The following is a 24846-nucleotide window of genomic DNA, read 5'->3' on the forward strand; positions in this document are numbered from 1 at the left end:
CGGATGGCAGGTTTCCTGCACTTACCGCGACTCCTGGATGTCGGTCAGACGTCCTCGCGGCGCACCACGCACAGCCCCCAGATGATGAAGCCGTTCACGGCGATCAGGGTCAGGGACCAGAAGGGGTAGTAAGGGATCGACAGGAAGTTGGCGATCATCAACAGCCCGGCGATGATGATGCCGAGGACCCGGGCCCACGCCATCGCCTGGAACAGACCGACGCTGACGCCGATCGCGACGACACCGAGGATCAGGTGGATCCAGCCCCAGGTCGTCAGGTCGAACTGGAAGACGTAGTCGGGTGTCGAGAGGAACACCTTGTCCTCGAGGACGGCCATCAGGCCGCGGATGAATCCGAGGATGCCGGCGATCATCAGCATGACCGCGGCAAAGACGGTCAGCCCGGCGGCGGCCGCCTGCGCAGTGCTGCTCGAGCCGTGGTGCACAGGGGTCGAGGTGGCCATGACAGGACCTCCAAGCTCAGGGAGAGTGCCGGTTGCACCGTTGTGCTTCGAGTTTTCCCCCTGGCCGGAGCGCTGGTGGTCACCCTCCGGGGGTGATAGCGGAGCCGCGCGCCCCGGCCCGGAACGGCCCGGAACGGCCCGGCACAGCCCCGAAACAGCGGAAAAGGGCCCCGGCCGCAGCTGCGGCCGGGGCCCTCGTGGTTCAACGCCTCACCTGCCCCCCTGCTGCCACAGGGTGAGGGCCAGGGCGGTGCAGGAGGTGATCGCTGCCAGGGACGGCAGGGGCCAGCGGCTGCGCTCCAGGGCGTCCAGGCGGTCCTCGTGCTCCGAGAGGGTCTTGTCGGTCTGGTCGGCGCGCTGGAGCAGGAGGGCGAGATCGCCCCGGGTGGTGGCGAAACCGACGTCCACGGAACGGCGCAGCCGCTCCAGCTCCAGGGGGACGCTCCCCGTGTCAGCTCCCGCCATCGTCCGCCCCCTTCCTCCGCAGCCACGGGGGCAGCAGCGCCTCGACGGCCGGGACGGCCATCACGCGGCTCAGTGCCGTGGCGAAGGCCACGAGGCCCGCGAGCACCGGGATGTCGGCGATCCCCGGGGCGGCCGCGAGCAGCGGCACGGCGGCGACGAGGGTGAACAGGGCTTGTACGGCGGTGCGCAGGCCTCTGCGCGTGGCATCGGTCATGGTCGTCCTCCCAGGACTCGGGACCGGGACTGGGACTGGGACTGGGACTGGGACTGGGGCTGGGGCTGGGGGCTCCGGGTCAGGACCGCGGCACGCGCAGCCGGTCCCAGCTGGCCCGCCCCGGTATCCCGTCCGCGTCGCCGCCCCGGTAGCCGAGCTTGTGCTGCCAGGCGGCGTACGAGGCACGGTCGGCCTCGCTCCACACCGGCCCGGGCCCGACGGCGTACCGTCCGCAGCCCTCCTTGACCAGGCGGCGTCCGACCGCCGTGAACAGCTCGGCACGCCGCCCGATCGCGAAGTACGCGGCACCGGGGAACGCTTCGTACGCGGTGTCGTCGTCGCCCGGCGCATCCTTGCCGAGGCGGGCCGCCACGCGGCCGCGCATCACCGGCATCGAGAAGGTCGGGTCGATCTTGCGGCGGGTCCACTCCTTGTGGCCGATGACGCTCGCCCCCGACCAGCCGTGCGCCCGGCACAGGGCGGCCGACAGGCGCTCCACCGTGGCGAGCTGGGCGGCGGGGAAGGGGTCGCTGCCGTTGCCGAGGTTCTCGATCTCGAAGCCGTAGAAGCGGGCGTTGCCGTCCACGGCGTCGGGGCCCGGCCGGGACGGCAGCACCTTCGACGCGCGGACCGCGTCGAGCACCGCCGACGAGCCGTTGCCCGCGTGGTTGGTGCGGCCGTAGCCGACGAGGTGGAGCGTGCCGTCCTTGGTGATCAGGCCGATGCAGAGCGGACCCGGCAGGTCGGGGGTGCCGCGGCGGCACAGCGCGAGGCTGTCGCGACCGGCGGTGTGGTGCAGCATGACGCCGTGCACCGGGCCCCAGGGGCCCTTGTGATTGCGGTTGTACGTCCTCCAGTTGCCGTGTTCTCTCATGCGGACGCCCTCGCCGCGCAGCGCGCGGACGAGGGCGTCGGGGGACAGAGGTGTGGCCATGAGGGCCTCCTCGGTGCGTCGGTTCTCAGATCATGGGTGTGATGGTGAGGAAGCGGTTGGCGAAGGCCGTCGACGCGGCGGTCGTGCGGAAGGCGCCGGTCACCGTGTGGGCGGCGCCCGGAGTGAGCCCGGTGAGCGGGAACACGCTGCTCGCCGAGGTCGAGGTCGTGCCGCCCACGACGGCCGCACGGGTGTCGGCGGCGGCGCTGACCACCCGGGTGCCCTGCTTCACGGAGGCCGAGAAGTAGGCCGTGCCCGCCGCGCTGTTGTTGACCCGGGCGCCGACCATCACGAGCGCCGCGCCGGACGGCGGGGCGATGAACGTGACGGCGAGGGGATCGGTGGCGCCGGTCAGCGTCTCGACGTACGCGGTCGAGGCCGTCGTACCGCTCAGATTGCTGAACCAGGCGATCGGGCCGGGCCCCATCGGGGCCCACTGCTTGGCGGCGGTGAAGTAGTAGTGGTGCCCCGGGTTGTTGAGCCAGGCGACCATCCCCGGGATCGGGTCGGTCACCTTCGCGTCGCGGGCCGCCGCGTCGGCGAACCGCAGCACGGTGCGGCCGTCGACGGCCTCGGCGAGGGACTGCAGGTGGACGGGGATGTCGGCGTTGTCGGCGGGCTGCGGGTAGGGCAGGCTGCCGAGAGGGGTGAGAGCGACCATGGGTTCGGATCCTCCTTGGGCGGGGGCGAGGGCGGGGGCGGGGGCGGGGTGGTCGAGGTCGGATTCGAGGGGCTACGGCAGCAGCTGGCTCCAGTCCGGCCCTTCGTCGCCCGCCTCCACGAGGGGGTCGTCGATCTGGACGGGCCCCGACGGCGGCTCGTAGCCGTCGTCGACCGGCGTCTCCTCTTCGTTCATGCCGTGCCTCCCGGCGTGTCAAGCAGCGTCCGGTAGCTGATCGCCTGCTTGGTGAGGGCGTCGAGCGTCGCGTACTGCGCGGTGAGCCGCTGGTACTTCCGCTGCTGGCCGTACGCGGGGTCGACCGGTGCGTCGGGGGCGAGCCCGGAGTCGGCCGGTACGCCGTTGAAGGCGGTGCCGCGCAGGGTGAGGGTCTGCTGCGGCGCGCCGTCGGCCGCGTGCGTGGTGCGGATGCCCACGACCCAGGCGAGCGTGTCGAGTTCGGCGCCCGCGGTGTCGACCACCCGGACAACGTCGCCGAGCTGGATGCGCGGATCATGCAGGACCTCGACGTCGCCGAGGAGCGGCACGGGGTAGCGGCCCGCGGTGAGCATGGCCTTCGACAGGGCGGAGGCGGTCTCGACCGTCTGCACCCAGTCTCCGGTCGGCGCCGTGTACTGCTGTTTGCCGTAGTACTTCTGACTGGTCGTGTTCCGCCACGCGTACGAGCGCTGCTTCGGGTCGGCCGACCGTTTGAGCGGCTGGAGCCGCACGGAGGGCTTGCCGTCCTTCGTCACCGTCCACAGGGTGGCCGCGCTGTGGTTGGCGAACCGCACGGAGTACGTCGGACCGTCCCGCCAACAGCTCACCGTGACATCGCCCTTGACCGACGTCCCACCGGTCTTCGCGGTGCCGAAGCGCACCTGGTGCCCCTCGCCGGAGACGGAGTCGTCCAGGACTCCGGGCGGGCCGACCTCGACGTCGTCCTCGGCCATGGCGTACTGCACGACGATCGCCGAGTTCGGCTTGATCTCCCGTACCACCGTGTCCTGGATCGGCTCGCCGACGACCGCCTTGATCCCGTTCCAGTCCTGGTAGGGCTGCTCGCAGTAGTTGCGGCAGGCGTCGATCTCCTCGGTGACGGTGAGCGACGAGATGTCCCGACGCGTGGTCACGGTGAGGTCGGGCACGGTCGGCACCGTGGTGAACCGCGAGGGGCCGCGCCAGCGGAAGACGCCCTGCTCGTCGAATTCGGCGGTGGACATGCTGGCCCTGGCGATCTCGGTGATCGCGTCCCACTGGGATCCCGACACCTTCGGGATGTCGAAGAGCGGCAGTTCGGGGGTGTCGAGGGCAGCACCCTTGGTCCACTGCCCCCGCTGCTCCCACTCCTCCTGCGGGTAGGTGGTGGTGTCCTTCCAGACCCGGTCGGTGACCTGGACGCATTCGACGGCCATGTCGGTCTTCAGGTCGACCCGGTGCAGCTCCGAGACCGGCTGCCACGTGGCCTCGCCCACGAAGGTGTACTTCTCCGCCACGTGGTACGAGCCGTCGGGCGCGGTCAGGCGTGGCAGCACCGTCGGACGGACGACCGTCCCGGTCGACGTCGTGTCGACCATGAGGCTCAGGTGCCAGGTCCCGCGCAGCGTGGCCAGCTTGGGGAAGTTCTTGGTGATCCCCAGGCTGCCGACGTTGTCGGTGCCCGATGCGATGTTCACGTCGCCCGTGGCGATGTCGAAGGCGGCCTTGATGGTCCCCGTCCTGGTGCCGTTCTGGTCGAAGACCGCCGACAACTCGACGATGTTGCCGTGCGTGAGCGCCGTGTTGACCCAGCACTCCAGCTGGAAGACGCTGCCCGGCAGGGTGAACCGCGAGCGCGGCATCCAGGACGCCTTGAGCCCGGCCGCCTTGGGCATCAGGGCCATCTCGAAGGGCGCGCCATCCCTGATCCAGTCGTACTCCGACGGATCGGGCAGCGTCTCGGGCTGGCCGTACGTCGCGTTGAACCCGCCGTGCAGGGAGGCGTACAGCGCGGTGAACGGCTTCGTGTCGGCCGGGTCGATGTCCGGGGCCCGCGGCGGCGGACAGCTGTGGATGCCGCCCTGGCGCAGGAGTTCGTCGACGCACCAGGTCGCGGTGGCGACGGGGCGGCCCGACATGAAGCCGTGGTACGGACGCGGCAGATAAGCAGGCCCCCGCAACCGCTCCGCCCCGTCCAGCGCCTGCACGGTGACGGTGTCGCTGCCGGAGGCCGCCGTGCGCGAACGCACGGTGCCGCGGAAGGCGGGCACGGTGCGGCCGCCCGCCCCCGCCGTATGGACGACGGACTGTCCTGGCCGTACGAGATCACCGGTGAGGCGGTCCGCCCAGGCCGAGTAGAGCCGCGGCGCGGGGACGCCTTCCGCACCGCCGAGCAGCAGCTCCAGCTGGGCGGACGCGCTGCCCGACACGGCGCGCATCGCCTCGGGCAGGTCCGTCGCGTACGCCCGTTCGATCTTCCACGACTGGACCTGCGGGCCGACCTCCTTGCCGCCGAGGCGGGTGGAGTGGGAGGGCACGCGCTCGGGTGTGGTCAGGGCCCGGTCGAGGACCTCGTCAGAGCGCTGCATCTCGGACCTCCACGAGGTCGAGGTTGACGTTCCGGTACGGCAGCCGGGCCGAGGGGACGTCTCCGTACGCGGTGACGACCATGGCCGGGCAGCCGTCGCCCAGGGCGTGCGCGACCGGCTCCTCGTCGAGGGTGAGGCAGCCGCCCGCGAGCCCGAACAGGCCGACGGCGCCGGGCCGTCCGACGGGCGTGGCGAAGGCGGCGCCCGCGGGGGCGGTGGCGGTGACGGAGCCGCCGACGGCGTGGCTGCTGCTGAGGTAGGTCCCGTCCGCCGCCTTCCAGTCCAGCTGGGCGGTGGCGATGGCCGGGTCCCAGCCCGCGGGCAGCAGCCAGGACACCCGCATGCCCGGCTCCACCGGCCATCCGGACCAGACTCCGTGGATCCACCCGACGGCGGCGGCCGCGTCCCGGCAGTCGACGGTGGTGATGCCGTCGGCGCCGCGGGCGAGCGCGATGTCGCCGTTCATGGTGAACCAGTGGTCCCAGCCGCCGGGGATGTCCGACTGCCCGGCCGCCTGATAGGGGTCGAGCAGATTGACGGAGGCGGGGTCGAGGACGACGAGGGGGCCGCGTCCGGTGCCGACGCGGCGGGCCAACTGGGCGAGGTGCTGGGCGTCCGCGGGCTCCAGCCACTCGAAGGAGAGCTTGAGGCGGCGGGTGGTGCGGGTGGGGGCGAAGGTGGTGACGCGGCCTTCGAGCGCCTTGAACTCGGTGACGTTGAGCTCGGCGGTGCGGTCCCAGCTCTTCGCCGCCTGCCGGATTTCCCGGAGCCGGCCGGGGGCTCCGATCCACAGGTTCCTGGCCATGGACTCCTCCTGTTCTGTGTTCTGTTGTGGCTTTCAGTGCCGCCGGGGCTATCGGCGGGCGAGGGCGCGGCGGCCCGCGAAGACGGCGCGGGCGATGGTCTGCGAGTCGACGTCTACGTGGACGGGCCGGTCGGCGAGGCGCTCCATGGCCTCGGCGAGGCGGCGCAGGGCGACGGCGTTGCCGCCGCCGTTGCTGATCATCCGTTCCAGCCGGGAGAGCGGGATGACGGCTTCGTGCTCGCCCGCCTCGCCGACGAGCGCGAGCGTGCCGCCGTTGCGGGCCTGGACGATGCCGCCCTGGGCGAGGTGGGGCACCGGCACGTGGAGGCGCGGGAAGCCGAACGACTTCCCGCCCCACTTCGGCACCCAGCTGGGGATGGAGATCTTGATCCCGGCGAGGACGTTGAACACGCCGTTCAGGGCGGACGCGAGCCCCTTGATCGGCGTCAGGATCAGATTGCCCAACCCCTTGACCAGCGGCTTCACGAAGTCCACGGCCGCGCGGGTGCCGGTCTTGATGCCCTTCCAGGCGGCGTTCATACCGCGCTTGAGGGCGGCGGTGACCTTGTCCATCTTCACGAACTGGGTGATCAGCGGGGCGGCGAGCGTCATGATCAGCCCGAACGGGCTGCCCGCCATGGCGAGGTTGAGCCCCTTCTGCGCGGCGCTCGCCCCCTTGAGCCCCTTGCCCAGCTTGCCCATGGACTTGCCGCCCTTGTCGGCGTTCTTGCCCGCCTTGCCGACGGACTTGTCCACGGCGTCGGCCTGGCGCTTCACGTCACGCAGGGCGGTCTTGGCCTTGTTCGCGGAGCTCCGCAGCTTGTCGAGCGAACTCTTGAATTTGTCGGACTCCTTCTTCGCCTTCCCCAGGGACCCGTCGGCGGTACGCAGCCCGCTGTGCAGCTTCTTCACCGCGCTGCTGCTGCTGTTGGCGGACGTACGCAGCTTGCCCACCGCCGTGGCGGCGGACGTGGTGGACTTGCCGAGCTTGCCGACGGCGGTGGCGGCGGAACTGGTGGGCTTGCCCAGCTTGTTGACGGATCCTGCGGCGGAGCCGGTGGACTTGCCGAGCTTGCCGACCTGGGTGGCGGTCTGGCCCGCGGCGCTGCGCATGCGGCCGAGCTGGGTGGCCGCGGTGCTTATGGACTGGTTCAGTCCCATGGTCTTCTACTCCTCTGCGTTTCCACTCCTCGATCGCCGCGTCAGAAGCGGGAATTGAGCCGGGCTATCTGGTTGTTCAGGCGCTGCACATTGGCGCTGGCCCGCTCGGACTCCCGACGCAGCGCGGCGACCTGACTGCTTCGCAGGGCCGAGAGCTGGCTGTTCTGCCGGTCGTTGGCCAGCGACACCGTGGACCTGTCGGCCTTGCGGCGGAGCTTCTGGTTGATGTCACGGGCCAAGTCGTTGATGCGCCGGTTGGCTCCGTTGGCCTTGGTGATCGCCTTGTCGGCGGTCGTCTGGGCCTTGGTGGCCGCGCTCTTCAGCTGCTCCGGGTGCTGGTTGCGCGAACGCGCCTCGGCTGCTTCCTTTTCTTTCTCCCGCTTTGCCTTCAGGTCGCCTATGGGGTCCCATATGGTGTGCTCCAGCTTGAGCCCGGTCAGCCCACCACCAGCGGCGTTGAAGGCGAAGGCGCCGCCATTGAACTCGCTTTTGAATGCCGTCAGCTCGGCCTTCTTGACGTATTCGCGCTCCGTGATGTCCTTGATCAGCTTGACCGTACTGTTTTCCGGCTGACTACCGTCGGCCATCATCAGCTCCTAAAACAGGTGACGGCCCCACATGCCGTCGGATCAGGCATGGGAGGCCGCCAGTTGGGGTTGGTGCGTTCAGTCGGTGGTGAGGCTCCAGTGCTGGGCGTTCAACAGGAGGTATCCGGGCCCGGTGACACTGATGGTCTCGTGCGTGTGATGCGGCGCGGACAGCTCCTTACCGGCGCCGAAAGCGGGGCCGAATAGCGTCAACGCCCCCGCGTACGCGCCCTTGTTCCACGTGATGCGAAGCCGCTTCTTCGCGCCTTCGGCGACCCGCAGCACCCACGGTCCTTCACCGGACATCTCACCGGCGACGAACTCGACGTCCTGCTCGGTCAACCGGCTCACCCGCCACCCGCCGAAACCCGTGAAAGTGGCTTTGCCGCCGTGCCGGAACAGCCTGAGGGAATTGAAATCCGACGGCAGCACGAACCGGTGGCGTTGCATACCCGACAGAGTGGAGCCGTATCCCGCTTCCTGTGTCGCCTCCGTGCGACGGACGACATACGCGTCGAGCCGTGCTCCGAACACTCCGCGGATTTCCAGCGGTATGGGCGCGGCATCGCCCGCCTCACGGATGAGGATTTCGCGGCTGCGCCAAGATGACCACTGCTGTTTCGGGTCGTTCACGAGGTTCCCTCCCCTGGTCCACGCTGTCCGGCAGATCATCGCCTGTCGGTTGTCGTGGCGGGAAGGTCAGGAGAAGAAGGCCGCCAGTTGCACGGCTGACGGTTTGGGGTCGGCGGCGGTGGTGTCGGGGGCGGGCTCCTCGTCGTCCCGGGCCTCCGGCGGCCGGTCCGCGCCCGGGCGCGGCAGTGGCTTCGGGGGATCCAGGGGGTCCGCGTCCTCGTCCTGGTTGACCGTCGCGAACATCCAGTTCGCGTCGGCCAGTTGATCCACCACGTGGGCGAGGAGATAGTCACCCACCGACCACTCCGCCCCCTCCCCCTCCGTCTCCCGCGCCACCGCCCCGTCCCGCGGCAAGTGCCGGATCAGGACCGCGAGGCGGCGGGAGGACAGGCGGCCGCGGTGCCAGTCCAGGAGGTCGAGGCCGTAGAAGCGGAGCAGGTCGGCCTCCAGAGCCTCGGCGTGTTCGTCGACGAACACGCCGAGGCTCAGCCTTCCCCCAGGCCGAGCCCGGTCTCCTTGCCGTACGCCTCCAGGATCGCCGCGATGTCCTGCATCGTGACCTCATGCCGCTCGAAGCGGGCGAACTGCTCCTCTCCGAGGAGGAGTTCGAGCAGGCCGTCCACATCGTTGTCGTCGAGGTCCCGCAGTTTGCGCGCGGTCGCGCGGGTCAGTTCGGTCGGCAGCTCGAAGCTGTCGGAGTCGAGCTCGAAGGTCCAGGCCCGGCCGAGCGCTTCGAGGCGCTGGGCGCGGGCGGCGTTGACGTTGAAGCCGGACACGGGTCTCTCCTTCGGCAAGGCGACGCCCGGCCGTGCTGGGGGCACGGGCCGGGCGTCGCTGGGATCCTATGCGGTCGCGCGCAAGCGCAACCGGCGATTTTGCGCAATCAACCAGCAGGGCAGGGGCGGGCCCGGTCGGGTTGGGACCGGTCCACCTACCAGCCCGGTCCGCCTACGAGTAGGACGTGGACAGTTCCTTGATGCGGAAGCTGGCCAGCGGCGCGGTGTCGTTCTTGGCGAGCGCCGTGAACGTCACGCCCAGCTTCACCGCACCGGTCCGGGTCAGACCGATCTCCTCGGTCTCGGTGACCTGCCCGCGCGGCACGACGAACCGGTAGATCGACGCACCGTCGGTGAACTCGATGCCCAGCGCCCGCTCGTCCGCCGCCGGGGAGTTGGCGAGGTCGTACGTGAACTCCTTGAACTCGGGATCGGCCTGCGCGTCGAGCCCCGCCGGCGGGGTGCTGGTGGTGGCCGGCTTGACCGCGCCACCACCCATGAAGAAGGCCAGGGTCGCCTTGTTCAGCTGCATCAGCTGGAACTTCACCGTGAGGTCACGGTCGGAGTAGATGAACCGCGCCGGGCTCACCGACTGCCAGGTGTCGACCGGGTCGATCTTGTCCTTCTTGTTGAACTTGATGCCGTCGGTCGTGGTGTAACCGAGGTCGGTCCACTTCGCCGGGTCCCACGCGGTGCCGATGCTGGCCGGGGCCTCGGTCTCGACGGGCGCGATCAGCACGCGTCCGGTACCGGCGACGCGGATTTCCTTGCCGTTGTTGCCTGCCATGGGTACTCCTCAGATCTCAGTTGGTACGACGAAGGCCCCGCCGGATCGGCAGGGCCTGTGGTTCTGGTGCGTGATGCGTGATGCGTGCGGGGAGATGCGGTGTGCTCACTCGGGGCGGATCGAGATCCGCACCGTCGACAGGTACCGGCTGCCCGCCGGGCGGTTGTAGTCGGGCAGCCAGCGCGGCCCGTCCGCCTCGGTGACGTCGGTGACGACGGCCCCGCCGTACGAGGTGCCGGCCAGTTCGAGCACACAGGCACGGGCGGCGAGGGAGATGCCGTGCGCGGTGGACTTGTCCGGGCCGTAGACCTCGAGGTCGAGCAGCGGCTGGTCGAGATGCCGGTCGTCGACCCACGCGCCGCCGACACGGGAGACGAGGACGGCCTTCTGGGTGCCGTCGAACCCGGCGGGCGGCTTGTTGTCGACGACCGAACCGGCCAGCTCGGCCCGGTTCTTGAGGAAGTCGACGACGAGCCGTTCCGCGTCGGGAAAGGTCAGGATGGACACATGGACACTCCCTGTCAGTCAGAAGGGACATGAGTGGGGGCAACACAAAGCGGCAGGTCCGCCACCCCGGTGTGGGGCGCAGCTCTGCCGCTGCTTCAAGTGTGATCCAGGGGCCCCGATCCCGCAACTGAGCGCTGAGCAGGGTTCGTTGAGCCCCCGTTGAGCCCGTCCCGGGACGCGCGAAGGGCCCCGCACCACCCGGTGCGGGGCCCCACGCCACTCCATCGCCTCGTCCTCGTACGGTTACGTCTGCGGCCGCGCCGCCCCCACCCCTCGTACGAAGCGCTCGGCGGCGAACACGTCCTCCAGGCGGTACATCGAGCGGCGCCCCTGCCGTCCCGCGGCCTTCAGATGACCGAGCTGCACCCACTTGCGGATGGTCGCGGGCGAGACGTCGGCCTCGGTGGCGGCGAGGTCTCCCGAGATCAGCGGTGTGTTCATGCCGTCTCCTCCGCCTCGTCGAGCACGTGTCGGCAGGGCGGGTTCACACACATCGCGACGCCTCGCTCGGGAAAGGCCCGCAGCGAGACCGAACCGCAGGCCGGGCAGCGCCCCGGAAGCCGCACCAGCTGCTCGGGGTCCCCCAGGGCGCGTGCGCAGCGGTGGGCCATCCGGCGGGTCTCCTCCTCGACGTGGGCCGCCAGGTCGGGCATCTCCCCGAGCGCGTCGAGGAGTTCGGCGAGTCGACCGAGGCGGACCGCCACCGGGGCGGCGGAGATGCGGCGCAGGCCGAGCCGGTCCCGTACGGCCTCCTCCAGTTCGACCACGCCGTCACCGATGTCGCGGAGGGCGTCGGAGACGTAGAGGCGTACGGGCGCGAGGGTGGACGCGGCCGGACCGCCGCCCCGCACCTCGCGGAACGTCCGTCCCGTGCCGGGCGCAAGCTCCTCCAGGAGCAAGGGGTACCGGCGGCGCAGCGAATCGATCCAGAGGGCCGCGCGCCCGACCGAGCCGCTCACCATGGTGTCCCCACCGCTCCTCACGACGTCCCCACCGCTCATCACGACCTCCCCTTGGTCGACTTGCGCGGTTTGACCTCGCGGCCGTTGCGCCACAGGCGTCCCCCGCTGACCCCGTCGAACCAGGTGCGCGAGGGATCGACGATGGCTTCGCACTCGCGCCGGATCGGACACTGATTGCAGGCGCGCAATACCGGCGCCGCCTCGGCGGGGGTGCGAGTGAAGACGTACTGCTGGGGGAGATCCGCGCAGGCGGCGTCCCGACGCCAGTCGAGAGCCTCGTCCGGGCCGGGTCCGGAGACTTGCATTCCAGTAAAAGCGCTGTTCAGAGCAGGTGCGAGCAGATCTGGCCGATTGGGCATGCGCAACCCCTCCGCAGGTATGCGAACATTAGTTCGAACACGTCGATGCGTGATCAGAGTTCCACGCTGCGTGCGCATGCGCAACTAAAAACAGAGAGGCGTGAGACAGGAAGGGACGTAAGGGGTGGCTGGAAACAACCGCCGTGACAGCGCCGCGAAGGCGCCGGGGCGGCCCGTCGGGCGCACTCCGGCGCCCGCCTGCCCGGGATCTTCACAACAACGTGCGAGCGCGCACATATTTCGGTGCGCGCACGATCGGTACCCTCGCTCTGCGACGAGGGGAGAACGACGACATGGTGTCCAGCCCGCGGGCCAGTGCCCGCAGCGAACAGGGGTACCGACCCGGGAGCGACCACGAGCAGGTCCGGGAGAGTGGCCGAAACCGAGCGGACGAACTGGAGGAGTTCGCCGAGTGGATCGAGGGCGTGATGCGCGAGCGCGGCTACGACATCGACAGTCCGCGCGGCGGCGGCAAGTCGAAACTGGCGGACGACGCAGGTGTGCACCGGGCCGCCGTCAGCCGCCTCATCCAGCGGCAGAGCATGCCCGACCTGGAGACGATGCGACGCCTCGCGGCGGTGCTCGGAGTTCCGCTGCGGGACATGCTGATCCGCTCCGGCCGACTGTCCGAGAATGACCTGCCGATCGCGGCGGGGCGAGGCGGGGAGACCGATGCCCCCCGACTGCTGAGCCCCGAGGAAGCGGCCCGGAGAATGGGGGTGCCCCCAGAACTGCAGGCGGTCTTCGTGAGGGTCACGAAGGCGTTCCTGCCGCAGGTCGAGTAGCCGAACAGCAGGGGGCCGAACTTGCGCAGCCCGGGGGCACAGAGGGAGTGCGAACATGCCGACTGACGAAGCGGAGGGGCCGTCCGGGGGCGCACGGCGTCGCGGTGCGGGGCGCCATGACGTCGAGAGCGGAACGAGGGCGTCGGAGGAGCTCGCCCACCTCGTCGGCGCGCTGCTGATCGAACTCGGCTCGAAGATCCAGGAGGCCGGGATCGACGGCGTCCGGATACTCACCGAGGAGGAGGCGCAGCAGAGCCAGCTGCGCTGGTTCCGCGAGGGCTGGACGGAACACGCCCGCGCGGCGGAGCACGCCCGTACGTCCGACGCCGACGCCGAGCCTCCGGCGGGCCACGTGGACGTAGAACCGCCGTCGGCGGCTGCCGGATCCGCGAGGCTGCTCCGGTTCCCCTCAGACGCGCCACGAGGCACGCACCCGCTCCCGATCGTGGGCAGGGACGAGGCCCGCGGCACACGGGACTTGATGGCGCACCGGCCGCGCAGGCGGCGGGAGCAGGACGACCCGAAGCACACCGGCCCCGACGAGTAGGCCGACTCTCCTCCGCCGCGCCGCCACCACCTGTCACGTATCCTCCGCATTCGCCCGTCCGGGCGAACAATCGGGAAGAGGATGGACGCCGGTGTCACTGGTCCCACGGGTCTCACTGGTGTCGCGCCTGACCGGCTGGTGCCGGAACGCCGTGCTCCATGAGTGGCGGAACGTTGTCGCGGACCCGTGCCGCAGGCTCTGGGAGCGCGGCCCCCTTGGCGTCTCGCTCGCTGTCATCGCGTGCGTCGCCGTGATCGGCCTGCACGAGTTCCAGCAGACAGCCGCCGGTGCCGGTGTGGTGCGTGTGCTCAGTGAGGTGCGGGCCGACCAGCCCGTCTGGCTGTCCCTGCTGCGCACGCCCGTCTCGCTCTTCGTGCCCGCGGTGGACCTGCCCGCGTGGGGCGGCCTGCCCCGCCTGTTCCTGGCGTTCGCACTCGCCGAGCTGCTCTTCGGTCGCGTACGCACGCTGGTGGTCGCGTACGCCGTCACGCTCGCCGGAACCCTCGGGGCGCGCGTCATGATCGCCCTCGGCCCCGACCGGCTCGGTCTCCCCGCGGAGGCCGCGCACACGGTGGACACGGGGGCCTCGGCGGCGATCGTCGGCCTCTTCGCCTTTACGGCCGTGACCCTGCGGTCGCCACTGCTCTTCCTCGCCGCGGTCGTCCCGACGGTGGCCGGGTCGATCGCCGAGCCGAACCTCGCGGGCCGCGAGCACCTGGTCGCCGTCGCCGTGGCGATGATCCTCGCGGTCGTCCTGCCCGGACGGAAGGAAGGCCGGGCAGAATCGATGGAAGTCGATCAAGTAGTTCAGGAGGTCGGGCATGGCGGTTCTCGACGCGGGCGACCCACTGGCCGTCGCGGTGACCGGAGCGATCAGGACGGGTGACGTCCCGGCGCTGCGCGAACTGCTGGACGCGCACCCCGGGCTCGCCGCCACGGGCATCGAGCGGACCGGCGAGGCGGCGGGGACGCGCAGCCTGCTCCATGTCGCCACGGACTGGCCGGGCCACCTCCCCGCCGGACCCGAGGTCATCGCGGTCCTCGTCGCGGCGGGCGCCGACCCCGACGCCCGGTTCGTCGGCGCGCACCGGGAGACTCCCCTGCACTGGGCCGCGAGCAACGACGACGTCGCGGCGCTGGACGCGCTGATCGCGGCCGGTGCGGACATCGAGGCGACCGGGGCGGTCATCGGGGGCGGCACACCGCTGGCCGACGCGCGCGGCTTCGGGCAGTGGCGGGCGGCCCGGCGGCTCCTCGCGCACGGGGCGCGGACGACCTTGCAGGACGCGGCGACGCTGGGCCTCGTCGACCGGGTCGCGTCCCTCGTCGAAGACGGGGCGGAGGGGGCGGACCCGCCCGACGCCGACGACATCACCAGCGCCTTCTGGGGCGCGTGCCACGGCGGGCAGCAGGCGACCGCCCGGTTCCTCCTGGAGCGGGGCGCCGACCTCGACTGGATCGGGTACGACGGCCTGACGCCGCTGGACGTCGCCGTGGAGGCCGGGGCCGCCGAGGTCGCGGAGTGGCTGCGCGCGCAAGGTGCAAGAACGCGCAGGGAGTTGACGTGACGCCCCCTTTCCTGTGCACCCCCCGCCGACAGGGGGCCTAGCACCACCCTCAGGACACCATGTCGCCGTATGCCGCCGGACCTGCGGATCCGGGAGCGTAGAGGACACCAGCAAGGCACGTCCCCCTCTCCTCATCTCCCCTCTCCCCGCGACGATTCGAGACCGCCATGAGCGCCAGCACACTCTCCGCCCGGCAGACACCCACCCCCACACCCACCCCCGCCCCCGCCTCCACCGCCACCTCCGCCTCCGCCGAGAGGCCCGGCTTCTGGCGCGCCCCCTTCGCCGCGGGCACCTTCCGTGAGGTCGGCTACGTGCTGGTGTCCCTGCCCGTCGCGATCGCCGCATTCGTCTTCGCCGTCACCATGTTCTCGCTCGGCGCGGGCCTGCTCGTCACCGTGCTCGGCCTGCCCGTCCTGGCCGCGGCGCTCGCCGGGGCGCGCGGGCTGGGTGCCGCCGAGCGGGGCCGGGCCCGCGCGGGGCTCGGGCTGGACGTCGTCGGCCCCGCCACGCTCGACACGGCGCGCGCCGGGGGCCGGTGGGCCGGTGTCAGGGCCCGGCTCGCGGACGCGGCGGGCTGGCGGGCGCTGCTCTTCCAGGTGGTCATGTTCCCCTGGCGGGTGGCGAGTTTCGTCCTGACGGTGACGTTCCTGGTCACCGGCTGGGTGGTCGCGCTCTTCCCCACGTACTCCTGGGTCTTCCACCGCTACCTCGACTGGCCCGGCTACCGCGTCTACGACTTCACCTCGGGCGGCGAGCGGCACGCGTACTACATCACCTCGCCCTTCCAGATCGCCGCGGTCGCCCTCGTCGGCGCGGTGATCGTCCTGCTCACCCCGAAGCTGGTCCGCGCCCTGACGAACGTAGACCGCGCCGCGGTCCGCTCGCTCCTCGGCTGAGCGGTTACTCGGCGGGGGCCGCGTAACAGTGCAGGGCGACCCGCTGCCCCGGCCCCCACTCCTGCTCGACGATGCCGAGCAGCTGCCATCCCATGCGTTCGTAGAGCGCGGCAGCCGAGGCGTCGGTGGACACGACGTCAAGCACCGGATGCAGCCCGCGCGCCCGCGCCTCCCGCACGGCCCGCCCCATCAGCAGGGCACCGATCCCGTGACCGCGGGCGTCCGGCGCGACGAAGAGGCGGCTCACCACCGCGGCCGCGTCGGCCCCTTCGACCCCCGCCCGCCCGCCCCAGAGCCCGGGCGCCTCGTCCCCCGCCCCGGGCCTGGACAGCGCCACGTGCCCGACGACCCGCCCGTCGAGCTCGGCCACCCAGGCCCCGAAGGCGTCGGCTCCTTCCAGCCAGCCGCCGGGCTCCCGCGGCCAGTTGACCGGGTACCCGTCGGCCTTGTGGACGGCGGCGAGCACACCGACGCAGGCCTCCAGGTCACGCTGGCCGGAACGTTCCCGCAGCCGCAGGACGGGGTGGCCGTCTGCCGCGTCGGCGGCCCGGTCTCGTCTCATCGAAGCATCGAATCACAGTGGCCGACCGAGCACGCCCCGCACGCCCAAGTAGACACTCCGACAACAGCGTTACCGTCCATGGGCAGACCCACCCATCAGGCGAGCGCGACGAGCTCCCGATAGCCGGAGCTCCACAAATCCTCCTCCCCGTCAGGGAGGAGCAGCACCCGATCCGGCCGCAGGGCGTCGATGGCGCCCTCGTCGTGCGTGACCATCACGATGGCTCCTGGATACGTCCCCACAGCACCCAGCACCTCATCCCTGGACGCCGGATCGAGGTTGTTGGTGGGCTCGTCGAGGAGCAGGACGTTCGCGCCGGAGTGGACGAGCCCGGCGAGCGCGAGCCGCGTCTTCTCGCCGCCCGAGAGGACCGAGGCGGGCTTGTCCGCATCGTCGCCGCCGAACAGAAAGGCCCCCAGAACGCGCCGCACCTCGCCGTCCGTCAGATGCGGGGCGGCACCCGCGAGGTTCTCCCGGACGGTCAGCGCACCGTCGAGGGTGTCGTGCTCCTGAGCGAAATACCCGAGCCGCAGCCCACTCCCGGCAACCACCCGCCCCCCATCGGGCAGTTCACGCCCGGCAAGCAGCCGAAGCAGCGTCGTCTTCCCGGCCCCGTTGAGACCGAGGACGACGAGCCGACTCGCCCGGTCGACGGCCAGATCGACACCGTCGAGCACGCGATGGGACCCGTACGCCTTGGTCAGCCGCACCGCGCCCAGCGGCATGCGGCCGCACGGCGCGGGCTCCGGCAGCCGGATCCGCGCGACCTTCTCGCCCCGCCGCACCGGCTCGGTCCCGGCGAGCATGCGTGCGGCGCGCCGGTCCATGTTCTTCGCGGCGGTGGCGGTGGCGACGTGGGAGCGCATCTTGTCGGCCTGGGCGCGCAGCGAGGCGGCCTTGCGCTCGGCGTTGGCGCGCTCGCGAGTACGCCGCCGCTCGTCGGCCGCGCGCTGGGCGCGGTAGGCCTGCCAGCCGGTGTTGTGGACGTCGATGGCGGTACGCAGCGCATCGACGTGCAGGACGCGGTTGACCGTCTCGGCGAGGAGCCCGGTGTCGTGGCTGATCAGCACGACGCCGCCCGGATATCCGGCCAGGTAGGTGCGCAGCCATGCCACCGAGTCGGCGTCCAGGTGGTTGGTCGGCTCGTCGAGGAGCACGGTGTCGTGCCGCGCGAACAGGATCCGCGCGAGCTCGACGCGGCGTCGCTGGCCGCCCGACAGCTCGCCGACGGGCCGGTCGAGCACCCGCTCGGGCAGCCCGAGCCCGGCGGCGACCCGGGCGGCCTCCGCCTCCGCGGCGTACCCGCCGCACGCCTGGAAGCGGTCCTCCGCGCGGGCGTAGGCAGCCATGGCGCGCTCCTGCGCTGCCGGTCCCGCGGCTTCGGCCATGGCGGCCTCGGCGGTACGCAGCGCCGCGACGGCCTCGTCCAGGCCCCGCGCGGACAGGATGCGGTCGGTGACGGTGACGGCGGGGTCGGCGGCGCCGGGATCCTGGGCGAGATATCCGACGGATCCCGTCCGGCTGACGTCGCCGTCGGCCGGGGCCTCCCGCCCCGCGAGGATCTTCATGAGGCTGGTCTTGCCCGCGCCGTTGCGCCCGACCAGGCCGACGCGGTCGCCGGGGGCGATGTGGAAGGAGACGTGGGACAGCAGAAGGCGGGCGCCGACGCGCACGTCGACACCTCGAAGGGTGATCATGGGGTAACGCTCCGCAATAGCGAATGGACACACGGGTGACGTGAAGGCGTGTGTCCCAGCTAGGAAATGCGAGGCGTAGACATACCCCCGAGGCTAACGCCGCGCTCGCTCCCCCCGCACCCGATTTCCCCCCGCCCGCGCACGGCCGCCTGCTCCCTCCCTACTTCCCCTTCTTCGAGGCGGCGGCCTTCGCCGCGGCCTTCAGCTCCTGCTTGTGGGCGCGGACCTTGTGCAGGGAGTCCGGGCCGGTGATGTCCGCGACCGAGCGGTACGCCTTGGGGGCGCCGTAATCCCCCGCCGCCTCCCGCCAGCCCTTCGGCGTGACGTCCATCTGCTTGCCGAGCAGGGCCAGGAAGATCCGGGCCTTCTGCTCACCGAAGCCGGGCAGCGCGTGCAGCCGCCCGAAAAGCTCCTGCCCCGATTCGGCATCCCGCCACAACACCGTCGGGTCGCCTTCATAGTGGTCGACCAGGTACTGGCAGAGCTGCTGGATCCGCTTGGCCATCGAGCCCGGGTAGCGGTGCACCGCGGGCTTGGCGGAGAGGAGCGCGGCGAAGTCCTCGGGGTCGTACGCGGCGATCTCGTGGGCGTCCAGGTCGTCCGCCCCCAGGCGGGTGGCGATCGTGTACGGCCCCGCGAACGCCCACTCCATGGGGACCTGCTGGTCCAGAAGCATGCCGACCAGCGCGGCGAGCGGACTCCGCCCGAGCAGCGCGTCCGCGTCCGGCTCCTGAGCAAGATGAAGCTCCATACCCCGATAATCCCCCGCTCCCCACACCCCCGCAGCCCGGCCAGGTACAGAACCCCGCGCCGCCCGGCGGGGCCAGGAACCCGCAGGCGCCCTGCGCCGTCCGGCGGGGGTAGGAACCTCAAGCCCGCCGCTCCGCGGCGGATGTTCCCCACCCACCCACCCGTTTGCCCCGCGACGTCCAGCGGGGGTGGGGGCCGGGGCTGTCCCGGCGTCGCCAGGGTGTGGGGGTGGGCGGGAGACCCTCCGCAGCAGCGGGGCAGGGGCCGAGGCCGCCCCGCCGTCGCCAGGGGGCGGGTGGGAGAGCCCGCGAGCGGCCGAGGGGACTGGGTGGGCGAGTGGGAGGCCCTTCGCAGCCGTCAGCAAGACCAGCAGCCCCGGGGCCCCCACCGGGCCGGGGCGTGAGTGGGCGGGCGGGAGACCTCCGCAGCCGTCAGAGAGATCAGCGGTCGGGGCGTCCTCCGCCCCCGCCGGGCCGCAGCCGCGTACGAGACGGGAGGGGACGCGGGGGTATGTGCGCACGGAGCACCGAGCCAACCCTGACAGCCAGAAGCTCTCCAGGCGCGGCGCAGGGATAGCGAGTACGTACATACCCCCGCGGCCCCGCACCCACAACCGAACCCCAGGCGCAGACGCCCGCCCAAAGCGCGCCCACCGACGAACCCCAAGCGCAGCCCCCCGCCCAAAGCGACCCGCCCCTAGCCCATGAGGGCGGCATCCGGACCCGGTGCGATCAAGCAGGGGCCCGCCCGGGGACATGCCCTCCATGAGCGCCCCGCCCCCTCCATCACGCCGCCACCCCGCGTGGCCAAGGGCGCTGCTCATCCTCCTCCTGGTCCTCCTGACCACCCTCGCCCCGGCCCCCACCGCCCCGCCACCCCCCACCGCAATCTCCACGGAGACCGGCAGCGAGACCCAGCACGACGTCGCAGAAACGGCCCTGCGCCTCCCCACCCGCCACGCCACCCGCCTGCCCACCGCACGCCCCCACACCCCGGCACCGCCCCACCGCACCACAAACCCCACACCGGCCCCGCCCCACCTCCACCCCCACGTCCCCACCCCCCGCTCGGTGGTCCTGCGCTGCTGACAGGAGGGCAAAGCAAACGCCCTCCACCCCACCAGCACGAGCAGAAGGACACCTCATGCCCATGGACCCCTACGCGGCCCTGCAAGCCTTGCTCCGCGCAGAAGCGGTACGCGCGACGCCTCCCGAGGAACCCCGCCCGGCACCTCAGGCACCTCTTGAGCACGACGACCAAGCCCCCGAGCACCACCGTCGTCAACAGCCCAACGACGCCTGACCCAGCCGAAGGCGACGGCCGGCGCAGGACGAACCGCTCAAGGCGCCCCCGCCAGACTCAGCGCCTGCGCCGAGCCGTCCCGAACACGGACCGCGAGATCTCCCGCCCGATCTGCGTCCCCATGGACCGCAACAGGGACTTGAACATCCCGCTCCCCACGACTTGCTCCACCACAGACCCAGACCCAGCCCCAGCCCCGGCCCCAGACCCAGACCCAGACCCAGACCCAGCCGACTTGCCCCGAGCCGCACGCTCCGCCTCGGCCGCCGCCTCCGCCCCCGCCACCCTCTCCGCCTCCCGCGCAGTCAACTTCTCGTACGCCGACTCCCGATCAACCGCCTCCGCGTACCGCGAATAGAGCACCGACGACCGCACGGCCTGCTCCAGCGCCCCCGCCTCCACCGGCCCCATCAGCGACTCCGGCGCCCGCAGCCGCGTCGCCGCGACCGGCGTGGGCGCGCCCTTCTCGCTGAGCACGGTGACCACGGCCTCACCCGTACCGATCCCGGTGAGGATCTCCTCCAGGTCGTACGCCGAATCGGGAAACGTCCGCACCGTCGCCTTCAGCGCCTTCTGGTCGTCGGGAGTGAACGCCCGCAGCGCGTGCTGGACGCGATTGCCGAGCTGTCCGAGCACATCCGCGGGCACGTCCTTCGGCGTCTGCGTCACGAAGAAGACGCCGACGCCCTTCGAGCGGATCAGCCGCACGGTCTGCGTGATCGCCGCGAGGAACGCCTTGGAGGCCCCGTTGAAGAGCAGATGCGCCTCGTCGAAGAAGAAGACGAGCTTCGGCTTCTCGACGTCGCCCACTTCCGGCAGGTCGTTGTAGAGGTCGGCCAGCAACCACATCAGGAAGGTCGAGAAGAGCTGCGGCTTGTCCTGGACGGCGGGCAGCTCCAGGACCGACACCAGACCCCGCCCGTCCGGCGCCAGCCGCAGGAACTCGCTCGTGTCGAACTCGGGCTCTCCGAAGAAGTCGCCCATCCCCTGCGCCTCGAAGGCGGTGAGCGCCCGCAGGATGACCCCGGCCGTCACGGTCGAGAGCCCGCCGATGCCCTTGAGCTCCGGCTTGCCCTCGTCCGAGGTGAGGAAGGTGACGACCGCGCGGAGGTCCTTCAAGTCGACCAGTTCCAGCCCCTTCTGGTCGGCGTAGTGGAAGATCAGGCCGAGCGACTGCTCCTGGGTCTGGTTGAGCTGCAGCACCTTGGAGAGCAGCACGGGCCCGAAGCTGGTGATCGTCGCCCGGACCGGAATCCCCGTTCCGATGCCCCCGAGCGCGTAGAACTCGCTGGGAAACCCGGTGGCCTGCCACTCCTGCCCCACGTCCGCGGCCCGCTCGGCGACCTTGTCACCCGCCTCGCCGGGTACGGAGATCCCCGAGACGTCGCCCTTGATGTCCGCGAGGAAGACGGGGACGCCCTGCGCGGCGAGCTGCTCGGCGATGAGCTGCAGGGTCTTGGTCTTGCCGGTACCGGTGGCCCCGGCGACCAGCCCGTGCCGGTTGAGCATGGGCAGCGGGATGCGGACCTGCGCGTCGGCGAGGCACTCCCCGCCCCACAGCAGCGCACCGAGTTCGAGGGCGGGCCCCTCGAAGGCGTACCCGGCAGCGATCTCCAAGGCTTCCCGAGGCAGAACAGCACCCGCACCCTCAACAACATCCACATACACACCCGAACCCGCACCAGCCCCCGCACCAACATCCGCCCCCACCCCCGCGGAACCCTCGCCTCCGCCCGTCACCTCCACGCCCGGCGCAGACTCGTTCGGGCGGTTCACGCGGCCCGGCATGGACGGAATCGACTGGCTCTCGCTCACTTCGGCCCCTGTTCCCGGCTGACGTGTTCCCGGTTTGACCCGATTTAAGGCGTCATTTCCCAGGGTCGCACTCCGTCGCCATGGCTGCGCCCGGAGAGCCTTGCCCGGTAGGCTTTCCGTGTGATCTTCAAGCGCATCGGAAACGGCCGGCCGTACCCCGACCACGGCCGGGAAAGCACCCGGCAGTGGGCGGACGTCGCGCCGCGCCCGGTCCGCCTCGATCAGCTCGTGACGACCAAGGGCCAGCTCGACCTGGAGACCCTGCTCGCCGAGGACTCGACGTTCTACGGCGACCTCTTCGCGCACGTCGTGAAGTGGCAGGGCGACCTCTACCTCGAGGACGGCCTGCACCGCGCGGTCCGCGCCGCGCTCCAGCAGCGCCAGGTGCTGCACGCGCGCGTGCTCGAACTGGGCTGATCCCGGACCGCCGGGCCCACACGACCCGTTCGACCCGCACGACCCACCCGCACGGGCGGACCCACACCGCACCGGCCATTCAGGCGACCCCACGGCCCGCATTGGCCCTTTCGGGTTGGACTGGGCCCCGCGTAATGATCATTTAGTAGGCATCGCCGTCCGGCCGCACTACGCTGCGCCCATGAGCATGCTCACTCCCCCCGGCATGGGCGGCAAGTACCGCATCACGGGGGACAAATATCCACGGATGCGCCGCCCGAGCGGTCGCCGCAGGATCGTGCTCGCGGTCATCGCGTCCGCCGCGGCCATCGGCCTGATCGGCTGGGGCACCCTGCAGCTCATCGACGTGTTCACGGGCGGCAGCAAGGCATCGGCCGCGGGCCACGCGTCCCAGGACTGCGACCGCAAACCGGCCGCGGCCGCCTCGGAGCCGGTGCGGAAGCAGAAACCGCTGCCCAAGCCGGGCCAGATCACCGTCAACGTCTTCAACGCCACGCCCCGCGGCGGCCTCGCCAAGAGCACCGCCGACGAGCTCAAGAAGCGCGGGTTCGCCATCGGCAAGGTCGGCAACGCGACGAAGGCGTACGACAAGAAGGTCAAGGGCACCGGGCTGCTGCTCGGCGCCGAGTCGGCCGCGGACACCGCGATCCCGGTGCTCGGCACGCAGCTCGCCGGGGCCGAGCACCGGTCCGACACCCGCAAGGGCGGCGAGGTCGACCTGGTCATCGGCAACCAGTTCAAGAATCTGGCCAAAAAAGAGGACGCCGACAAGGCCCTGGCCGCACTGGCCAAGCCCAAGCCGACGCCCACTCCGTCGGGCAAAGAGAACTGCTGACTACTCCGCGGTCCCGTACATCCGGTCACCCGCGTCACCGAGCCCGGGCACGATGTACCCCTGCTCGTTGAGCCGCTCGTCGACCGAGGCCGTCACGACCGTCACCGGCGTGCCCGCCAGCTCGCGCTCCATGATCTCGACGCCCTCGGGGGCGGCGAGCAGCACCACGGCGGTCACGTCGTCGGCGCCGCGCTTGATGAGCTCCCGGATCGCCGCGACGAGCGTGCCGCCCGTGGCGAGCATGGGGTCCAGGACGTACACCTGACGCCCGGAGAGGTCCTCCGGCATGCGCGTCGCGTACGTGGAGGCCTCCAGGGTCTCCTCGTTGCGGATCATGCCGAGGAAGCCCACCTCGGCGGTCGGCAGCAGCCGCACCATGCCGTCGAGCATGCCGAGACCGGCGCGCAGGATCGGCACCACCAGCGGACGCGGGTACGACAGCTTCACGCCGGTCGTCCCCGTCACCGGGGTCTCGATGTCGACCTGCTCGGTGCGCACGTCCCGGGTGGCCTCGTACGCGAGCAGGGTGACCAGCTCGTCGGCGAGGCGCCGGAAGGTCGGGGAGTCGGTGCGCTTGTCGCGCAGCGTGGTGAGTTTGTGCGCCACCAGCGGGTGGTCGACGACGTGGATCCGCATGACATCAACAGTAACCGGGCCCGGGCCCCGCGCCTCTCGCTGGCATCAACACCGCCATCCGAGGGAAGGTGGTGACGTACGAACTGAGGTGGTGTGGCTATGACGGGGCACAGTCCGGAAGACGAGACCGACACCGAGCGCCGCAGGCGGCGCGCCCAGTTCCTGCGTGAACGCACCGAGGCCATCGAGCTCCGCGACCGCGTGAAGCCGCGCCGCGCCCGGGCGGCACGCATGCGGCAGCAGATGCGCATGCGCACGTTCCGCTGGTAGCCACCCGCGCCGCGACGAGCCCGGTGGCGGACCCGCCGAAGGCCACCGCGGAGACCACGCCGAAGGCCCCGGAAAAACGCGACGCGGAACACAGCGGCCGGAAGACCTCTCCTGACGGCGCCGTTTCTGCCACGATTCCGAATGGGCGGGGGCTAGGTACCGCATCCCCGCTCCCCGACCTCGCCGGGGGGACCCCAAAACCGCCAACCGGCACTGCCTATGACCAGTGGGAGAGTCACGGTGTACTTCGCCGCACTGCTCGCGCGCACCGAAGACGGGTGGGAAGCGAGCGACACGGAGCTCGACGATGTGGAGACCCTGTCGGATCTGGCCGACCTGGCCCGTGAAGCCACGGCCGATTACGACGACGACACGGTGCTCGTCTTCATCGAACAGGAAGACGCGTGGTTCGGCGTCGTCCGCGTGGACGGTGAGGAGGACCCTCGTATCTACGTGTCCGACGCGGCCGCGGCCGCCCGCAGCTCGTACGGGGAGATCCTGCTCACCGACGAGATGCTCGGCCGGGACCCGGACGACGAAGGGGCGGACGACCTGGACGCCCTCGACCTCGACGGCACGGAGGACGGTGAACCCGAGGCCTCCGAAGCCGAGGCGGACCCGGACGCCGAAGCCGAAGCCGGGGCGTCGGGGGTGCCTTCCGGGCCGCTCGGCGACTCGGAGATCCTCGCCGACCTGGGCGTACCCGAGAAGGATCTGCTCGGCCTGGAGAGCGGCGACGCGCTCAGCGAGATCGCCGACATCCTCGGAGCGGCGGAGGTGCTCGAGACCGTCCGCTAGGTTCCCGTAGGTTCCCGGTGTGAACGACCGCACCGACATCAGCACCGATCCCGAAACCGATCCCGATCCCGTACGCGACCGCTGGC

At 71.2% G+C, this 24846-nt stretch carries 33 protein-coding genes; 10 read left to right on the forward strand and 23 right to left on the reverse strand.

Annotated features, from left to right (window positions below):
* Nucleotides 1-44: 44 nt before the first annotated feature.
* The 18 genes from AC068B_RS34790 to AC068B_RS34875 all read right to left on the reverse strand — a co-directional run bounded on the left by AC068B_RS34790 (nt 45) and on the right by AC068B_RS34875 (nt 11825).
* On the reverse strand, nt 45-464 hold the full coding sequence (locus AC068B_RS34790; RefSeq protein ID WP_478675509.1) for a DUF7144 family membrane protein: 420 nt from the start codon (nt 462-464) through the stop codon (nt 45-47).
* Nucleotides 465-674: 210 nt separating this feature from the next.
* Nucleotides 675-929, reverse strand: a complete 255-nt coding sequence (locus AC068B_RS34795) for a hypothetical protein (RefSeq protein ID WP_468565487.1) — start codon at nt 927-929, stop codon at nt 675-677.
* Nucleotides 916-1143, reverse strand: coding sequence for a hypothetical protein (locus AC068B_RS34800; RefSeq protein ID WP_468565488.1), 228 nt, complete (start codon nt 1141-1143; stop codon nt 916-918). Before AC068B_RS34800 ends, AC068B_RS34795 begins: the two co-directional genes overlap by 14 nt.
* Before the next feature lie 79 nt (nt 1144-1222).
* Nucleotides 1223-2077 (reverse strand): peptidoglycan-binding protein, encoded by an 855-nt coding sequence (locus AC068B_RS34805; RefSeq protein WP_478675510.1) that lies wholly within the window; start codon nt 2075-2077, stop codon nt 1223-1225.
* A 25-nt stretch (nt 2078-2102) separates the two neighbouring features.
* Nucleotides 2103-2738: a hypothetical protein gene (locus tag AC068B_RS34810; RefSeq protein ID WP_478675511.1), complete on the reverse strand. Its 636-nt coding sequence runs from the start codon at nt 2736-2738 to the stop codon at nt 2103-2105.
* 72 nt (nt 2739-2810) lie between these two features.
* A complete protein-coding gene (locus tag AC068B_RS34815; RefSeq protein ID WP_478675512.1) occupies nt 2811-2933 on the reverse strand; it encodes a hypothetical protein in 123 nt (40 codons plus the stop codon).
* Nucleotides 2930-5302, reverse strand: coding sequence for a hypothetical protein (locus AC068B_RS34820; RefSeq protein WP_478675513.1), 2373 nt, complete (start codon nt 5300-5302; stop codon nt 2930-2932). The genes AC068B_RS34815 and AC068B_RS34820 overlap by 4 nt, the downstream gene beginning before the upstream one ends.
* The gene (locus AC068B_RS34825) at nt 5289-6107 is read right to left on the reverse strand and encodes a hypothetical protein (RefSeq protein ID WP_478675514.1); all 819 of its coding nucleotides are present in this window, start codon (nt 6105-6107) and stop codon (nt 5289-5291) included. The genes AC068B_RS34820 and AC068B_RS34825 overlap by 14 nt, the downstream gene beginning before the upstream one ends.
* A 48-nt stretch (nt 6108-6155) precedes the next feature.
* Nucleotides 6156-7268, reverse strand: coding sequence for a hypothetical protein (locus tag AC068B_RS34830; protein WP_478675515.1), 1113 nt, complete (start codon nt 7266-7268; stop codon nt 6156-6158).
* Nucleotides 7269-7309: 41 nt separating this feature from the next.
* Entirely contained in the window at nt 7310-7858 is a 549-nt protein-coding gene (locus tag AC068B_RS34835; RefSeq protein ID WP_478675516.1) for a hypothetical protein, read from the reverse strand.
* A gap of 75 nt (nt 7859-7933) precedes the next feature.
* Complete coding sequence (locus AC068B_RS34840; RefSeq protein ID WP_478675517.1) at nt 7934-8488, reverse strand: hypothetical protein; 555 nt, start codon at nt 8486-8488, stop codon at nt 7934-7936.
* A gap of 66 nt (nt 8489-8554) precedes the next feature.
* Entirely contained in the window at nt 8555-8965 is a 411-nt protein-coding gene (locus AC068B_RS34845; RefSeq protein ID WP_478675518.1) for a hypothetical protein, read from the reverse strand.
* Nucleotides 8966-8973: 8 nt separating this feature from the next.
* Entirely contained in the window at nt 8974-9264 is a 291-nt protein-coding gene (locus AC068B_RS34850; protein ID WP_478675519.1) for a hypothetical protein, read from the reverse strand.
* A gap of 172 nt (nt 9265-9436) precedes the next feature.
* Nucleotides 9437-10051, reverse strand: a complete 615-nt coding sequence (locus tag AC068B_RS34855; protein ID WP_478675520.1) for a phage tail tube protein — start codon at nt 10049-10051, stop codon at nt 9437-9439.
* Nucleotides 10052-10156: 105 nt separating this feature from the next.
* Entirely contained in the window at nt 10157-10558 is a 402-nt protein-coding gene (locus tag AC068B_RS34860; protein ID WP_478675521.1) for a hypothetical protein, read from the reverse strand.
* Nucleotides 10559-10801: 243 nt separating this feature from the next.
* Entirely contained in the window at nt 10802-10999 is a 198-nt protein-coding gene (locus AC068B_RS34865; protein WP_468565500.1) for a helix-turn-helix domain-containing protein, read from the reverse strand.
* Nucleotides 10996-11559, reverse strand: a complete 564-nt coding sequence (locus AC068B_RS34870) for a hypothetical protein (protein WP_478675522.1) — start codon at nt 11557-11559, stop codon at nt 10996-10998. Before AC068B_RS34870 ends, AC068B_RS34865 begins: the two co-directional genes overlap by 4 nt.
* Complete coding sequence (locus tag AC068B_RS34875; RefSeq protein WP_478675523.1) at nt 11559-11825, reverse strand: WhiB family transcriptional regulator; 267 nt, start codon at nt 11823-11825, stop codon at nt 11559-11561. Before AC068B_RS34875 ends, AC068B_RS34870 begins: the two co-directional genes overlap by 1 nt.
* Before the next feature lie 482 nt (nt 11826-12307).
* Between AC068B_RS34875 and AC068B_RS34880 the strand changes: the two genes are divergently transcribed.
* The 5 genes from AC068B_RS34880 to AC068B_RS34900 all read left to right on the forward strand — a co-directional run bounded on the left by AC068B_RS34880 (nt 12308) and on the right by AC068B_RS34900 (nt 15678).
* Entirely contained in the window at nt 12308-12664 is a 357-nt protein-coding gene (locus tag AC068B_RS34880; RefSeq protein WP_055565485.1) for a transcriptional regulator, read from the forward strand.
* A gap of 55 nt (nt 12665-12719) precedes the next feature.
* Nucleotides 12720-13211, forward strand: a complete 492-nt coding sequence (locus tag AC068B_RS34885) for a hypothetical protein (protein WP_478675524.1) — start codon at nt 12720-12722, stop codon at nt 13209-13211.
* Between the two features lie 91 nt (nt 13212-13302).
* On the forward strand, nt 13303-14097 hold the full coding sequence (locus tag AC068B_RS34890; RefSeq protein WP_478675525.1) for a hypothetical protein: 795 nt from the start codon (nt 13303-13305) through the stop codon (nt 14095-14097).
* Nucleotides 14033-14779 (forward strand): ankyrin repeat domain-containing protein, encoded by a 747-nt coding sequence (locus tag AC068B_RS34895; protein WP_478675526.1) that lies wholly within the window; start codon nt 14033-14035, stop codon nt 14777-14779. Before AC068B_RS34890 ends, AC068B_RS34895 begins: the two co-directional genes overlap by 65 nt.
* 167 nt (nt 14780-14946) lie before the next feature.
* Nucleotides 14947-15678 (forward strand): sensor domain-containing protein, encoded by a 732-nt coding sequence (locus AC068B_RS34900; RefSeq protein WP_478675527.1) that lies wholly within the window; start codon nt 14947-14949, stop codon nt 15676-15678.
* A gap of 4 nt (nt 15679-15682) precedes the next feature.
* Here AC068B_RS34900 and AC068B_RS34905 read toward each other — a convergent pair whose 3' ends face one another.
* From AC068B_RS34905 to AC068B_RS34915, 3 genes are all read right to left on the reverse strand, one after another.
* Entirely contained in the window at nt 15683-16240 is a 558-nt protein-coding gene (locus AC068B_RS34905) for a GNAT family N-acetyltransferase (RefSeq protein WP_478675528.1), read from the reverse strand.
* Nucleotides 16241-16335: 95 nt separating this feature from the next.
* Complete coding sequence (locus AC068B_RS34910; RefSeq protein WP_478675529.1) at nt 16336-17937, reverse strand: ABC-F family ATP-binding cassette domain-containing protein; 1602 nt, start codon at nt 17935-17937, stop codon at nt 16336-16338.
* A 160-nt stretch (nt 17938-18097) separates the two neighbouring features.
* Nucleotides 18098-18688 (reverse strand): HhH-GPD-type base excision DNA repair protein, encoded by a 591-nt coding sequence (locus AC068B_RS34915; protein ID WP_478675530.1) that lies wholly within the window; start codon nt 18686-18688, stop codon nt 18098-18100.
* Nucleotides 18689-19451: 763 nt separating this feature from the next.
* On the opposite strand from AC068B_RS34915, the gene AC068B_RS34920 reads away from it, so the two are divergent.
* Nucleotides 19452-19775, forward strand: a complete 324-nt coding sequence (locus AC068B_RS34920; RefSeq protein WP_478675531.1) for a hypothetical protein — start codon at nt 19452-19454, stop codon at nt 19773-19775.
* A 271-nt stretch (nt 19776-20046) separates the two neighbouring features.
* Here AC068B_RS34920 and AC068B_RS34925 read toward each other — a convergent pair whose 3' ends face one another.
* Nucleotides 20047-21777, reverse strand: coding sequence for a helicase HerA-like domain-containing protein (locus tag AC068B_RS34925; RefSeq protein WP_478675541.1), 1731 nt, complete (start codon nt 21775-21777; stop codon nt 20047-20049).
* A 147-nt stretch (nt 21778-21924) separates the two neighbouring features.
* Here AC068B_RS34925 and AC068B_RS34930 point away from each other — a divergent pair, with 147 nt between their 5' ends.
* A complete protein-coding gene (locus AC068B_RS34930; RefSeq protein ID WP_003955420.1) occupies nt 21925-22221 on the forward strand; it encodes a type II toxin-antitoxin system VapB family antitoxin in 297 nt (98 codons plus the stop codon).
* Between the two features lie 181 nt (nt 22222-22402).
* Entirely contained in the window at nt 22403-23056 is a 654-nt protein-coding gene (locus AC068B_RS34935; RefSeq protein ID WP_478675532.1) for a LytR C-terminal domain-containing protein, read from the forward strand.
* Here AC068B_RS34935 and upp read toward each other — a convergent pair whose 3' ends face one another.
* A complete protein-coding gene (upp, locus tag AC068B_RS34940; RefSeq protein ID WP_356261347.1) occupies nt 23057-23692 on the reverse strand; it encodes a uracil phosphoribosyltransferase in 636 nt (211 codons plus the stop codon).
* A 99-nt stretch (nt 23693-23791) separates the two neighbouring features.
* Here upp and AC068B_RS34945 point away from each other — a divergent pair, with 99 nt between their 5' ends.
* Nucleotides 23792-23962 (forward strand): hypothetical protein, encoded by a 171-nt coding sequence (locus AC068B_RS34945; protein ID WP_167355623.1) that lies wholly within the window; start codon nt 23792-23794, stop codon nt 23960-23962.
* Nucleotides 23963-24202: 240 nt separating this feature from the next.
* Nucleotides 24203-24760 (forward strand): tRNA adenosine deaminase-associated protein, encoded by a 558-nt coding sequence (locus AC068B_RS34950; RefSeq protein ID WP_356261634.1) that lies wholly within the window; start codon nt 24203-24205, stop codon nt 24758-24760.
* The last annotated feature ends 86 nt before the right edge of the window (nt 24761-24846 follow it).

It is taken from the genome of Streptomyces sp. NPDC042371 (genome assembly GCF_056437465.1).

Excerpts from the sequence above, each read along its gene's own strand:
- AC068B_RS34810 (WP_478675511.1), bottom strand. The coding sequence starts at position 2,738 with ATGGTCGCTCTCACCCCTCTCGGCAGCCTGCCCTACCCGCAGCCCGCC.
- AC068B_RS34825 (WP_478675514.1), bottom strand. The coding sequence starts at position 6,107 with ATGGCCAGGAACCTGTGGATCGGAGCCCCCGGCCGGCTCCGGGAAATC.
- AC068B_RS34815 (WP_478675512.1), bottom strand. The coding sequence starts at position 2,933 with ATGAACGAAGAGGAGACGCCGGTCGACGACGGCTACGAGCCGCCGTCG.
- AC068B_RS34800 (WP_468565488.1), bottom strand. The coding sequence starts at position 1,143 with ATGACCGATGCCACGCGCAGAGGCCTGCGCACCGCCGTACAAGCCCTG.
- AC068B_RS34855 (WP_478675520.1), bottom strand. The coding sequence starts at position 10,051 with ATGGCAGGCAACAACGGCAAGGAAATCCGCGTCGCCGGTACCGGACGC.
- AC068B_RS34865 (WP_468565500.1), bottom strand. The coding sequence starts at position 10,999 with ATGAACACACCGCTGATCTCGGGAGACCTCGCCGCCACCGAGGCCGAC.
- AC068B_RS34945 (WP_167355623.1), top strand. The coding sequence starts at position 23,792 with ATGACGGGGCACAGTCCGGAAGACGAGACCGACACCGAGCGCCGCAGG.
- AC068B_RS34875 (WP_478675523.1), bottom strand. The coding sequence starts at position 11,825 with ATGCAAGTCTCCGGACCCGGCCCGGACGAGGCTCTCGACTGGCGTCGG.
- AC068B_RS34905 (WP_478675528.1), bottom strand. The coding sequence starts at position 16,240 with ATGAGACGAGACCGGGCCGCCGACGCGGCAGACGGCCACCCCGTCCTG.
- AC068B_RS34885 (WP_478675524.1), top strand. The coding sequence starts at position 12,720 with ATGCCGACTGACGAAGCGGAGGGGCCGTCCGGGGGCGCACGGCGTCGC.
- AC068B_RS34880 (WP_055565485.1), top strand. The coding sequence starts at position 12,308 with ATGCGCGAGCGCGGCTACGACATCGACAGTCCGCGCGGCGGCGGCAAG.
- AC068B_RS34870 (WP_478675522.1), bottom strand. The coding sequence starts at position 11,559 with ATGAGCGGTGGGGACGTCGTGAGGAGCGGTGGGGACACCATGGTGAGC.
- AC068B_RS34915 (WP_478675530.1), bottom strand. The coding sequence starts at position 18,688 with ATGGAGCTTCATCTTGCTCAGGAGCCGGACGCGGACGCGCTGCTCGGG.
- AC068B_RS34790 (WP_478675509.1), bottom strand. The coding sequence starts at position 464 with ATGGCCACCTCGACCCCTGTGCACCACGGCTCGAGCAGCACTGCGCAG.
- AC068B_RS34900 (WP_478675527.1), top strand. The coding sequence starts at position 14,947 with ATGAGCGCCAGCACACTCTCCGCCCGGCAGACACCCACCCCCACACCC.
- AC068B_RS34935 (WP_478675532.1), top strand. The coding sequence starts at position 22,403 with ATGAGCATGCTCACTCCCCCCGGCATGGGCGGCAAGTACCGCATCACG.
- upp (WP_356261347.1), bottom strand. The coding sequence starts at position 23,692 with ATGCGGATCCACGTCGTCGACCACCCGCTGGTGGCGCACAAACTCACC.
- AC068B_RS34920 (WP_478675531.1), top strand. The coding sequence starts at position 19,452 with ATGAGCGCCCCGCCCCCTCCATCACGCCGCCACCCCGCGTGGCCAAGG.
- AC068B_RS34820 (WP_478675513.1), bottom strand. The coding sequence starts at position 5,302 with ATGCAGCGCTCTGACGAGGTCCTCGACCGGGCCCTGACCACACCCGAG.
- AC068B_RS34925 (WP_478675541.1), bottom strand. The coding sequence starts at position 21,777 with ATGCCGGGCCGCGTGAACCGCCCGAACGAGTCTGCGCCGGGCGTGGAG.
- AC068B_RS34910 (WP_478675529.1), bottom strand. The coding sequence starts at position 17,937 with ATGATCACCCTTCGAGGTGTCGACGTGCGCGTCGGCGCCCGCCTTCTG.
- AC068B_RS34805 (WP_478675510.1), bottom strand. The coding sequence starts at position 2,077 with ATGGCCACACCTCTGTCCCCCGACGCCCTCGTCCGCGCGCTGCGCGGC.
- AC068B_RS34835 (WP_478675516.1), bottom strand. The coding sequence starts at position 7,858 with ATGATGGCCGACGGTAGTCAGCCGGAAAACAGTACGGTCAAGCTGATC.
- AC068B_RS34830 (WP_478675515.1), bottom strand. The coding sequence starts at position 7,268 with ATGGGACTGAACCAGTCCATAAGCACCGCGGCCACCCAGCTCGGCCGC.
- AC068B_RS34795 (WP_468565487.1), bottom strand. The coding sequence starts at position 929 with ATGGCGGGAGCTGACACGGGGAGCGTCCCCCTGGAGCTGGAGCGGCTG.
- AC068B_RS34895 (WP_478675526.1), top strand. The coding sequence starts at position 14,033 with ATGGCGGTTCTCGACGCGGGCGACCCACTGGCCGTCGCGGTGACCGGA.